The sequence below is a fragment of the Neolewinella marina genome (assembly GCF_002631205.1).
Classification (GTDB): Bacteria; Bacteroidota; Bacteroidia; order Chitinophagales; family Saprospiraceae; genus Neolewinella; species Neolewinella marina.
Genome location: NZ_PDLO01000015.1, coordinates 15,894 through 28,221 on the forward strand (window position 1 = coordinate 15,894; position 12,328 = coordinate 28,221).

Sequence of the window (12,328 nt, forward strand, 5' to 3'; positions counted from 1 at the left end):
TTGACCCCGCTAATTCTAGGCCGTCCCTTCCAGGGCCGGGGGAGATTTACCATTTACCATTTACAAAGTACCATGGCCAATTTGCGGCAAAGCTCGCTGACGCTCGTGGGTGCCGGGTAGAGGGGTGGAGGGCCTCCCGGCCCGATTTATTTGAACCACTGAGGCACAGGGAGCCACGGAGGGAGTATCCAAGACCCTCTGTGTCCCTCAGTGCCTTCTGTGGTTTTAAACCCTTTTGAAGTCCAGGAAATGGCCGAAGGCCATTGAATCTCTGGAATCCGCGAAATCCAATCCGCGGAAATCCGCGGTACAATAAACCAGGTCACGCAGTGACCGACTGAAAATCTCCGTGGTCCTCCGCGCGCTCAGTGGTGTCAAAACCCGATCCCGACAGAACTTCGGATTGTCTGCAGGACCTGCAAGGGTGTGGTGTATTACCCCGCGAAAGGAAGGTCAGCAGCAAATCGCATACCCTCCCGGCCCTGGAAGGGACGGCCTCAAAATAGCGGGGTCAATTCCGGGGCACCCGGAGAATGGGCCTCGCGGTCATAACGCGCGAGGCGACGCCATTTTCCTTCTCAAACACTGTCCAGTTTGTTCATCGCGGTCATGGCGCGTGATCGCTCCCCACGGGGCCTAGACCAGCAAATCGCATACCCTCCCGGCCCTGGAAGGGACGGCCTCAAAATAGCGGGGTCAATTCCGGGGCACCCGGAGAATGGGCCTCGCGGTCACAGCGCGTGATCCTTCCCCATGGCATCTCAATCTCCAAACCAGAAATCGTAAATCCCTACTTGCCCACCGGCGGCGGTCCCTCGGGCACCATCGGGGAGTACTTGTAGTCGCCCCGGTCTTCCTTAAATTCCGCTTTGATGCGTTCGCGCAACTGCTCATCCTGGTAGATGTCGACCATGGTGCGGGCCAGGGCCTCGGCGGCGAAGGCCATGCCCTTGTGACCGATGCTCATGCCGCCGCAGGCTACTACGGCCCAGCTGTGCCAAGGCGTACCGTTCGGGGCGGTGGTGGCCCGCAGGCGGATCACCGGGACTACGTAGCTCACGTCGCCCACGTCCGTGGAGCCGCCACTGGCGACCTCCTGGGTGGGCTCCAGGGGCTCGATCTTGCTGACAACACCGATCTGCGGCTTTTTCACGGCGTCCTGAATGGCCTTGGCGAATTCCTGCTCCTCGGCGGTGTACTCGATGGGGCCCATCTCCTCCAGGTTCTTTTGCAGTACCTCGGCGCCGGTGCGGTTGACGAGCACCTCGTGGATGCCGGACACCAGCTTGACCTCGTACTCCACGTTGGCCATCAGGGCGGCGCCCTCAGCGATACGCTTGATCTGTTCGTAGACCGGGCGCACGCCCTCGAAGTTGGCGTCGCGGACGCGGGTCCAGATGCGGGCGTAGTCGGGCACTACGTTGACCACCTCCCCGGCGACCTCGATGTCGTAGTGGATGCGCACGCTAGGTTTTACGTGCTCCCGGTAGTAGTTGATGCCGGTGGTGTAGAGCTCCAGTCCGTCGGAGGCGTCGCGGCCATTCCAGGGGTCACCCGCGGCGTGGGCGGCCTGCCCGTGGAATTCCACGATGAAGTCGATCAGGGCCAGGCCGGTCTGCACCCCCGTCTTCGTTTCGTCGGAGGGGTGCCAGTCCATGACCACGTCGACGTCCTCGAAGGCCCCGGCGCGGATCATCCACAGCTTGCCGAAGTATTTCTCCTCCGCCGGCGTACCGTAGAAGCGGATGGTGCCCTTCAGCTCACCGCTCTCGATCAGTTCCTTGATGGCCGTGGCCGCGCCCAGACTGGCGGTTCCGAACAGGTTGTGACCACAACCGTGGCCGGCGCCGCCCTCGTTCAGGGGCTGTTTGTGGGGCACGGTGGCTTGGCTGAGTCCCGGCAGCGCGTCGAACTCCCCGAGGATCCCGATCACCGGTTTCCCACTTCCGTACTCCGCCGTGAAGGCGGTAGGCATGCCACCAATATTTTCCTTGATCGTGAAGCCCTGGGCGCGCGCGTATTCCTTCAGGGCCTCGGCCGACTGGCTTTCCTGGAAAGCGACTTCCTCGTACGACCAGATCTTGTCGCTCACCGCGGTCAGGTCCTCGTATTGCTGCTCAATGCTCTTGCTCACGGCTTCCTTGAGGTTGCCCTGGGCGGCGAGCGCGGGTGCCAGGTGAGGGACCGGAAGGCCAAGCAATACCCAGCAAAAAATAAGTGGTAGACGGTAATTCATACGGATCAATTTGCTCCAATATAGTCACGACAACCTTTACGTTGCCCCCCGCCTGGCCTCGTCGGACGAATTCCGGCGATAGCCGGTTCGTCCGACGAGTTGCCAGGCGGGGCGGTTCGTCCGACGAGGCCCGGCACCCGCGCGCCGCCGCCCCCCGGTTGCGCCTGTCCGCTAAAGCCGTCGCTACGCGGGGCCGACAAAACCCCCGCCCCCTCCCGGCCGTTTCCTACCCATGTCCACCAACCGAAACGAGCATTCGGCGGCCGATCTGCGCACCGCCATTTTCATCAAGGGAGCCAACGCCAATAACCTGAAGAACGTCGACCTGACGATCCCCAAGAACCAGCTGGTGGTGGTCACCGGGGTGAGCGGCAGCGGGAAGTCCAGCATCACCATGGACACCCTCTTCGCCGAGGGGCAGCGCCGCTACGTGGAGAGCCTGAGCAGCTACGCCCGGCAGTTCCTGATGCGGATGAAGAAGCCGGAGGTCGACTACATCCGCGGCATCTGTCCGGCCATCGCCATCGAGCAGAAGACCACCACGGCCAACGCCCGCTCCACCGTGGGCACCCTCACCGAGATTTACGACTACCTGCGGCTGCTCTACGCCCGGGTGGGCCGCACCTACAGTCCCATTAGCGGCGAAGAGGTGAAGCGCCACGCCGTCTCCGACGTGGTGGACCACATCCTCTCCCTCGAGGAGGGCAGCCGGGTGTACCTCTACGCCCCCATCCCGCGCAGCTACGGCGACCGCACCCTGCGCCGCGAACTGGAGCTGCTGCAACAGAAGGGCTACACCCGCGTGCTGGCCGAAGACGAGCCGCACCGCATCGAGGAGGTGCTGGAGAGCGACCGCGGCAGCCTGGAAAAGGTGCTGAACACGCTGAGCACCGAGGAGGAGATGATGGTGCTGGTGGACCGCTTCGTGGTCCGCGCCGAAGACGAGGAGAACAACAAGCGCATCGCCGACTCCGTACAGACGGCCTTCGTGGAGGGCGACGGCGAGGTGATCGTGAGCCTGGACGGCGGTGAGTGGACGGCCTTCAACAACCGCTTCGAACTTGACGGCATGACCTTCCTGGAGCCCTCCCCCGCCCTGTTCAACTTCAACAACCCCTACGGCGCCTGCCCCGTCTGCGAGGGCTTCAGCCGTACCATGGGCATCGACGAGGACAAGGTGATCCCCAACCCGAGCCTGTCCATCTACGACGGCGCCGTGGCCCCCTGGAGCGGCAGCACCTACGGACAGTGGCAGACCGACTTCCTGCGAGTGGCCAACCGCTTTGAATTCCCCGTCCACACCCCCTACGGCGACCTCACCGACGAGCAGAAGGCCATCGTGTGGGACGGCAACCGCCACGTGCAGGGCATCCACGCCTTCTTCGAGGAGCTGCAGAAGAAACTCTACAAGATCCAGAACCGGGTGATGCTGGCCCGCTACCGCGGCCGCACCCTCTGCCACAACTGCAAGGGCAAGCGCCTGCGCAAGGAAGCCACCTACGTGAAGGTGGGCGGCGTGGCCATCACCGAACTGGTGGACCTGCCCATCGACCTGCTGCAGGCCCACTTCGAGCAGCTGGAGCTGAACGAGCACGACGCCACCATCGCCCGTCGCCTGCTGCTGGAGATTCACAACCGGCTGCAGAGCATGCTGGACCTCGGCCTGGGCTACCTGACCATCAACCGACTGAGCAACACCCTCTCCGGCGGCGAGAGCCAGCGCATCAACCTGACGCGCACCCTGGGCAGCAACCTGACGGCCAGCCTCTACATCCTCGACGAGCCCAGCGTGGGCCTCCACCCCCGCGATACCGAACGGCTGGTAAGGGTACTGCGGCGGCTGCGCGACCTCGGTAATACCGTGCTGGTAGTCGAGCACGAGGAGGGCATCATCGCCGCGGCGGACTACCTCATCGACATCGGTCCGCGCGCCGGCGTCCACGGGGGCGAGGTGATCTTCGCCGGCCCCTACGAGAACATCTACGATGAGGCCACCGAGAGCCTCACCACCAAGTACATGAACGGCACAATGGCCATCGAGCCGCCCGCCGAGCCGCGCCGCCTCACCAACTGGATCCGGCTGGAAGGGGCCCGCATGCACAATTTGAAGAAGGTGGACGTACAGATCCCCCTGAACGCCATTACCGTGGTTTCGGGGGTCTCCGGCAGCGGCAAGACGAGCCTCGTGAAGGGCATCCTCCACCCCGCCCTGCTGCGGCACCTCGGGGAGGGTACCTCCCAGGCCCCGGGCCCCTACTCGAAGCTGGACGGCGACCTGAAGTTCCTCGACGGCGTGGAGATGGTGAACCAGAGCCCCATCGGCAAGAGCAGCCGTTCAAACCCCGTGACCTACGTCGGCGCCTACGACCCCATCCGCAACCTGATGGTGAAGCAGCAGCTCTCGAAGATCCGCGGCTACAAGCCCAGCTTCTTCAGCTTTAACGTGGACGGCGGCCGCTGTCCGACCTGTAAGGGAGAAGGCGAACAGATCGTGGAGATGCAGTTCCTCGCCGACGTCCGCCTCGAGTGCGAGGAATGCCGCGGCGCCCGCTTCAAGCGGGAGATCCTCGACGTACAGTACAACGGCATGAACATCGCCGAGATCCTCGACCTGAGCATCAACGAGGCCATCGACTTCTTCGCCGAAGAGGAGGAGATCATGAAGAAGCTGCAGCCCCTGCAGGACGTCGGCCTAGGCTACGTGACCCTGGGGCAGTCCAGCTCCACCCTCTCCGGCGGCGAGGCCCAGCGGGTCAAGCTGGCCAGCTTCCTGACCAAGGACAAGGCCGGCCAGCACCTGCTCTTCATCTTCGATGAGCCCACCACCGGCCTCCACTTCGACGACGTGCGGGTACTGCTCACCGCCTTCAACGCCCTGGTCGAAAACGGCCACACGGTACTCATCGTGGAGCACAACCTCGACGTAATCCGCTCGGCCGACTACGTCATCGACCTCGGCCCCGAAGGCGGCCGCGACGGAGGTCACCTGGTGTTCCAGGGCCGGCCGGCGGAGCTGAAAGGGGTGGAAGGAAGTTATACGGGGCGGTACCTTTAAGGTCATGGGCCGAGTGTTGTAATCCTCGGAGGTTACTGGTTGATATGCGATTCTCGATACTCGATTCTTGATAGGCGATTTGGCTGCCGCACGCGAACGCCATACCCGCGGGGCCCCTTCCGCGGTGTTCCCCCGCGGAACTGACCCCGCTAATTTTACCCGTCCCTTCCAGGGCCGGAGGATTTACGAAGTCCAATTTGTGCCTGCGCTCGCACCCCAAAGGTGATGGGCCGAATGGTCAAATCCACGTCGGTTGCCGCTTGATATGCGATTCTCGATACTCGATTCTTGATATGCGATTTGGCTACCGCACGGCGCTGCTTGCTGTGGTTCGCGAACGTCATACCCGCAGGGCCCCTTCCGCGGTATTCCCCCGCGGAACTGACCCCGCTCATTTTACCCGTCCCTTCCAGGGCCGGGAGGAGAGTAGTATTTGCGGCTCCACTCACTGCGGTTGCCCTAAACGTGGCGGGCCGAGCTTAGGATCACCACAGAGTCACTGAGGGGCACGGAGAAAATGGTTATGCCTCGGTTGCCCTCCGTGCCTCAGTGGTTCGTTTTTTTCGGGTGGAGGGGCTCCAGGCCCGACTCATGGCCGCCGTGGTACTGATTATCGCGCCGGGAGGCGCTCAGCCCGATTCCTCCGTGAATTCCACTTAGGTCGAGGCCCTTTGGGCCGAGTGCTATATACCTCCGAGGTTGCCGCTTGATATGCGATTCTCGATACTCGATTCTTGATATGCGATTTGGCTACCGCACGGCGCTGCTTGCTGTGGTTCGCGAACGTCATACCCGCAGGGCCCCTTCCGCGGTATTCCCCCGCGAAACTGACCCCGCTCATTTTACCCGTCCCTTCCAGGGCCGGGAGGAGAGTAGTATTTGCGGCTCCACTCACTGCGGTTGCCCTAAACGTGGCGGGCCGAGCTTAGGATCACCACAGAGTCACTGAGGGGCACGGAGAAAACGAGTGTAGCCTCTGTGCCTCAGTAGTTCGTTCCTTTCGGGTGGAGGGGCTCCAGGCCCGACTCATGGCCGCCGTGGTACTGATTATCGCGCCGGGAGACGCTCAGCCCGATTCCTCCGTGCTTCCTACTTAGGCCGAAGCCCTTTGGGCCGAGTGCTATATACCTCCGAGGTTGCCGCTTGATATGCGATTCTCGATACTCGATTCTTGATGTGCGATTTCACTGCCGCTCGTGAACGCCATACCCGCGGGGCCCCTTCCGCGGTGTTCCCCCGCGAAACTGACCCCGCTCATTTTACTCGTCCCTTCCAGGGCCGGGAGGAGAGTAGTATTTGCGGGTCCACTCACTGTGCTCCTGCCTTAAAGGTGGCGGGCCGAGCTTGGGGACACCACAGAGTCACTGAGGGGCACGGAGAAAATGGTTACGCCTCGGTGGTCCTCCGTGACTCTGTGGTTCGTTTCTTTAGGGCGGAGGGCCTCCAGGCCCGACTAAAGGCCGCCGCGGTACCGATCATCGCGCCGGGAGGCGCTCAGCCCGATTCCTCCGTGCTTCCCACTTAGGCCGAGGCCCTTTGGGCCGAGTGCTATATGCCTTGGAGGTTACCGCTTGATATGCGATACTCGATTCTTGATATTCGATTTGGCTGCCGCACGGCACTGCTTGGTGTGGTTCGCGAACGCCATACCCGCAGGGCCCCTTCCGCGGTGTTCCCCCGCGGAACTGACCCCGCTCGTTTTACCCGTCCCTTCCAGGGCCGGGAGAAGAGTAGTATTTGCGGGTCCACTCACTGTGCTCCTGCCCTAAAGGTGGCGGGCCGAGCTGAGGACTACAACCACAGAGTCACTGAGGGGCACGGAGAAAATGGTTACGCCTCGGTGCCCCTCCGTGCCTCCGTGGTTCGTTCCTTTCGGGCGGAGGGGCTCCAGGCCCGACTCATGGCCGCCGCGGCAATGATTATCGCGCCGGGAGGCGCTCAGCCCGTGGCCTCCGTGCCTCAGTAGTTCGTTCCTTTCGGGTGGAGGGGCTCCAGGCCCGACTCATGGCCGCCGCGGTACTGGTTCTCGCGATGGAAAGCGCTCAACCCGTGGCCGCCCCCAAAACAGCAGCGAGTAACTTCCACCTCCTCCGCGCCAGAATGTCCCAATCGATCACTACATTCATGCAATCGGTAGCAAGGCCACGTAACTGGTGCCCCGGCCCGAGCGAAGCGAGGGACAAATGCAACACCGCCTTGACCCCTTATACCCTTAACCCCGTGATCCCTTGACGAACCCGAGCGAAGCGAGGGACAAATGCAACGCCCATTCACCCCTTCACCCCTTGACTCCCATGCAAGACCTAATCATCACCCAGGTAGAACTCTTCAAGGTAGCCCCCCGCTGGCTGTTCCTCAAACTGACCACCGCCGAAGGCATCGTCGGTTGGGGGGAACCGGTAGTGGAGGGCCGGGCGGCCACCGTGGAGGCCTGCGTGCGGGAGCTGGAGGAGCATATCGTAGGGCACTCGGCGCACCGGATCGAGGACTTCTGGCAGATGGTCTACCGGGGGGGCTTCTACCGGGGCGGACCGGTGCTGATGAGCGCGCTCTCGGGCATCGACCAGGCGATGTGGGACATCAAGGGCAAGGCCCTCGGCGTACCAGTGCATGAGCTGCTGGGCGGGGCCGTCCGCGACCGGATGCGGGTGTACGGCTGGATTGGCGGAGAAACCCCGGAGGCCCTGGCCGCCGCGGCCCGCAAGCGGGTAGAGAATGGGTTCACAGCCGTCAAAATGACGATCTGCGACCAGATGGAGTGGATCGATACCCCGGCCAAGGTGGCGGCGGTGGGCGACAAGATGGCCGCCATGCGGGAGGCCGTCGGCGATGAGGTGCTGATCGGCGTCGACCTCCACGGCCGCGTCCACAAGGGGCAGGCCAAGGCCATCGCCCGGGTACTGGAACCCTACCACCCCTTCTTCCTGGAAGAGCTGGTGCTGGCCGAGAATAACGACGCCCTGAAGGCCCTCCACGACTTCACCTCCATCCCCATGGCCACCGGAGAGCGGATGTACTCCCGCTGGGACTTCAAGCGCATCCTCGAGCAGAACGCGGTGGACATCGTGCAGCCCGACTTGAGCCACGCCGGCGGCATCACCGAGGTAAAGAAGATCGCTACCCTGGCCGAGGCCTACGACGTGGCCCTGGCGCCCCACTGTCCGCTCGGCCCCATCAGCTTCGCCGCCGCCCTGCAGGTCGACTTCAACTGCATCAACGCCCTCATCCAGGAAACCAGCCTGGGCATCCACTACAACGTGGGGGCCGACCTCACCGACTACCTCGTGGACCCCGACGGCTTCCAGCTGCGCGACGGCCACGTGCCCCTGCTCACCGGACCGGGACTCGGCATCGAAATTGACGAGGACAAGGTGAGGGAAGCCGCCCGCGAAGGACACAACTGGAAGAGCCCCATCTGGCGCAACGCCGACGGCTCGGTCACGGAATGGTAGCCCGGACCCTGATGACCAGAAAACGCTACAACATCCTCGCCCTCGTCTTCGTCACGGTGGTGATCAACTACATGGACCGGAGCAACATCTCCGTCGCCGCCGCCGCCATCGGGGAGGAGCTGGAACTGACCAAGGTGCAGCTGGGACTCATCTTCTCCGCCTTCGGCCTCACCTACTCCCTGCTACAGATTCCCGGCGGGGTACTGGCCGACCACCTGCGCCCGCGGCTGCTCTACCCCATCATCCTGGTGCTGTGGTCGCTCGCTACCCTGCTGCAGGGACTGGTGAGCTCACTGGCCGCCCTCATCGGGCTCCGGGCGGCGGTAGGCGTATTCGAGGCGCCCTCCTACCCCACCAACAACCGCATCGTGACCAGCTGGTTCCCGGACCGGGAGCGGGCCTCGGCCATTGCGGTCTATACCTCCGGACAATTCATCGGGTTGGCCTTCCTCACGCCCGTGCTGGTGGCCATCCAGGCCTACTTCGGCTGGCGCGGACTGTTCATCTTCTCCGGCGTCGTGGGCCTGGTGTGGGCCGTCGTCTGGTGGTTCCTGTACCGCGACCCCCGGGAGCACGAATCCGTCAGCCAGGACGAACTCGACCTCATCGCGGAGGGCGGCGGACTCATCGGCGCCGAAAAACAGGATGCCGCCGACGGCCGCGTCAACTTCACCCTTCGGGACCTCCGTGAGGCCTTCATCCACCGCAAGCTGTGGGGCATCTACCTGGGGCAGTTCTGCCTGGTCACCCTGTTCACCTTCTTCCTCACCTGGTTCCCTACTTACCTGGTGGAGTTCCGGGGACTGGACTTCATCAAGTTCGGTTTCCTGGCCAGCATCCCCTTCCTAGCGGCCTTCGTGGGGGTGCTGCTGTCGGGCTTCGTCTCCGATTTCCTGGTGCGGCGCGGCGTTTCCAACGAGGCTTCCCGCAAGGGGCCCATCATCCTGGGCATGCTGCTGTCGATCCTCATCATCGGGGCGAACTACACCGACCATACCGCCCTCATCATCTTCTTTCTGGCGATCGCCTTCTTCGGCAACGGGCTGGCGTCCATCACCTGGGTCTTCGTTTCCCTGCTGGCCCCGAAGCGGCTGATCGGACTGGTAGGTGGGGTATTCAACTTCATCGGCGGACTGGGGGCCGTGGTATCGCCCACCGTCATCGGCTACCTGGCCCGGGGGGGCGACTTCACCCCCGCCCTGCTCTTCGTGGGCTTCATGGCCTTTCTCGGGCTCTGCAGCTACCTCTTCCTCGTGGGCAAGATCGAGCGCGTGGAGGAGAGCTGGCGGTAATTGTTGGGCGCGTACGCGGGTTCCAGGGTTCAACTCAGGTAGCCCGGCTCCTCCGCGCTTCCCCGGCACCCGCGGCCGCGCCTATTGGCCGAGCAGGTCGGCAATCTCCGCCTTCACGCTCTGGAGATGGCGACGGAGACCAGCGTAATCCTTCTGGCGGATCAGCTCGGCGTCCAGGAGGGAGCTGCCCATCCCCACGCCGGTGGCGCCGGCCGCGAACCACTCCCGGATGTTTTTCTTGCTTACCCCACCGGTGGGCAGCATGCGTACCTCGTTCAGGGGCGACAGCACGTCGCGCATGTAGGCGGGGCCCAGTTGGCCGGCGGGAAACAGTTTGACGGCCGTTGCTCCGAGGCTCCAGGCGCGGTAGATCTCCGTCGGGGTGAACGCCCCGGGGAAGACGGGCAGGTCCTGGGCGACGGCGGCTACGATGACGTCCTCATCGAGTACGGGGGTGACGATAAAGCGCGCGCCGGCGGCGACGGCGTCCTCGAAGTCGTCGAGGTTGCAGACGGTCCCCGCCCCGATGTTCAGCTCGGGGAAGGAGCTTACCAGGTCAGCGATAATATCGGTGGCGCCCGGAGTATTCATGGTGACTTCCAGGGTATGGAAATCGGCCACGGCGCATACTTCGGCTACCCGGCGGCATTCGTCGGGGGAGGCACCCCGCAGGATGCCAATGATGGGGGTGCGCTGGAAAAGGGACCAGGAAAACAGCGTTTCAGCCGCCATGCTGCAGGAGGATTTTGATTTGGCCCGCAAGTAACGCGCTTTCCAGCGCATCGCCACCAAAGCTTCGCAGGCGATCGCTGACCACCAACGTAGTGAGGGCGCGGTGGTAGAGGGAAAAGACCGGCTCGGCGGCCGCCAGGTATACGGTGCCCTGGGTATTGGCCAGTCCGCCCAGCTCCTCCCCGAGCAGCAGTCCGCTGAGGTAGTAGTAGTTGGTTTCCGGGGTATGTCCGTGCACGACCTGTCGAACCCTCACCCCGAACAGGCTGCGGCTGAGACTACCCGACCGCCCCTGCTCCACGCCCTCCCCGAAGGCCGCTTCGGCGGCCGCATCGAACGGCCCGGCGGCTACGGATCCCGACAGGATGCCGTGGTTCGTCAGCAAGGCGAAGAGCTCGCCGGTGAGGTAGGTGGAGAAATCGGTGAAGGCCCCGCCTTCGTACGTCAGGTGCTTGCTATGGGTACCCGGCAGGATGAGGGTCCCGTCATCCGGCATGTTGGCCATGAGGCCCAGCGCCTGGACTTCCTCCCCCCGCATGATGCTGTCCGCGGTACGCACCCCGGAGATCAACAGCAAGTCGTTGCCGGCGGGCAAGGTGAACCGCCGGGTGATGAGGTTGTCGCCCGATGGATTAATGGGCAGGTTGGCGTAGGGCAGTTCGCACATTCCGATGTTGGCCGAGGCCATCCCGGAGGCCACCATCGGCGCGCGACGGTATTCGGCCGGTAGCTGGTCGATCTGTTCGGATAAGTAGGCGGCGAAGAAGTCGAAGCGCCCGGCCTGCCCACTGGCCAGGAAGCCCTCGTTGGTGGCACGAATGCCCTGGTCGGTGTTCCACTCTGCGCGTACTGCTGCGGTATTGGTTTCCACGGCCCGGAGGCGGAAGTTGGTGGTGCCCCAGTCGCAGCTGATGAAGTACATGCGCTTGATTTGGGGGAATGTACAGCGAATACTGGGAGCGGCGCTCGCCTCGCGGTTGGAAACCGCGTTGTACTTCGCGGCCTGAGGCCGCTTTTTACCAGCGCGGCCGGAGGCCGCATCTTACTGGCGCGGTCTGAGACCGCGTCGTACTAACGGAGAAAGCCCCACCGCTGGGTAGCGATGAGGCTTTCATTAAATTGGCGGCGACCTACTCTCCCGGGGACGAACCCAAGTACCATCGGCGCGGGGCAGCTTAACTTCTCTGTTCGGAATGGTAAGAGGTGATCCTGCCCGCAATAGCCACCAAAGTCTTTGTCCACCGACGCCTGAGCGCCGACGGTCGTTTCTTTTGATAACGATCAACAAGTTAGATAAGAGAGCTTCAGTCCTTTTCAACGGCTCGATCGGATTGACCGATCAACCAAAGACCGTAATTGCGAAGGAAATACTTTTCCCTCTAACAAGCGTGCTGCCAGTTACTTTTCAATACTCATAAGTCTCAGGCCGGTTGATTCAACCACTACCATTAACCCATTTCGAAGAAAAAATAAAAGGAAGCTGTCGGGCGATTAGTACTGCTCGGCTCCATGCGTTACCACACTTCCACCTACAGCCTATCAACGCAGTCATCTTCTGCGA

At 63.0% G+C, this 12,328-nt stretch carries 6 protein-coding genes and 2 rRNA genes; 3 read left to right on the plus strand and 5 right to left on the minus strand.

Annotated features, from left to right (window positions below):
* Positions 1-790: 790 nt before the first annotated feature.
* The gene (locus tag CGL56_RS17910) at positions 791-2,236 is read right to left on the minus strand and encodes an amidohydrolase (protein ID WP_099107964.1); all 1,446 of its coding nucleotides are present in this window, start codon (positions 2,234-2,236) and stop codon (positions 791-793) included.
* A 232-nt stretch (positions 2,237-2,468) separates the two neighbouring features.
* Here CGL56_RS17910 and uvrA point away from each other — a divergent pair, with 232 nt between their 5' ends.
* The 3 genes from uvrA (at position 2,469) to CGL56_RS17925 (ending at position 10,035) form a co-directional block, all read left to right on the plus strand.
* Positions 2,469-5,291, plus strand: a complete 2,823-nt coding sequence (gene uvrA, locus CGL56_RS17915) for an excinuclease ABC subunit UvrA (protein WP_099107965.1) — start codon at positions 2,469-2,471, stop codon at positions 5,289-5,291.
* A 2,294-nt stretch (positions 5,292-7,585) separates the two neighbouring features.
* Complete coding sequence (dgoD, locus tag CGL56_RS17920; protein ID WP_099107966.1) at positions 7,586-8,743, plus strand: galactonate dehydratase; 1,158 nt, start codon at positions 7,586-7,588, stop codon at positions 8,741-8,743.
* 11 nt (positions 8,744-8,754) lie between these two features.
* A complete protein-coding gene (locus tag CGL56_RS17925) occupies positions 8,755-10,035 on the plus strand; it encodes an MFS transporter (protein ID WP_099107970.1) in 1,281 nt (426 codons plus the stop codon).
* Between the two features lie 81 nt (positions 10,036-10,116).
* Here the strand turns inward: CGL56_RS17925 and CGL56_RS17930 are convergent, their stop codons facing one another.
* The 4 genes from CGL56_RS17930 to CGL56_RS17945 form a co-directional block, all read right to left on the minus strand.
* Complete coding sequence (locus tag CGL56_RS17930) at positions 10,117-10,767, minus strand: bifunctional 4-hydroxy-2-oxoglutarate aldolase/2-dehydro-3-deoxy-phosphogluconate aldolase (RefSeq protein ID WP_099107967.1); 651 nt, start codon at positions 10,765-10,767, stop codon at positions 10,117-10,119.
* Positions 10,757-11,689 (minus strand): 2-dehydro-3-deoxygalactonokinase, encoded by a 933-nt coding sequence (locus tag CGL56_RS17935; protein WP_099107968.1) that lies wholly within the window; start codon positions 11,687-11,689, stop codon positions 10,757-10,759. Before CGL56_RS17935 ends, CGL56_RS17930 begins: the two co-directional genes overlap by 11 nt.
* A 195-nt stretch (positions 11,690-11,884) precedes the next feature.
* Positions 11,885-11,997: ribosomal RNA gene (gene rrf, locus CGL56_RS17940) — 5S ribosomal RNA — on the minus strand.
* 241 nt (positions 11,998-12,238) lie between these two features.
* A 23S ribosomal RNA gene (locus CGL56_RS17945) occupies positions 12,239-12,328 on the minus strand; the annotation flags it as partial.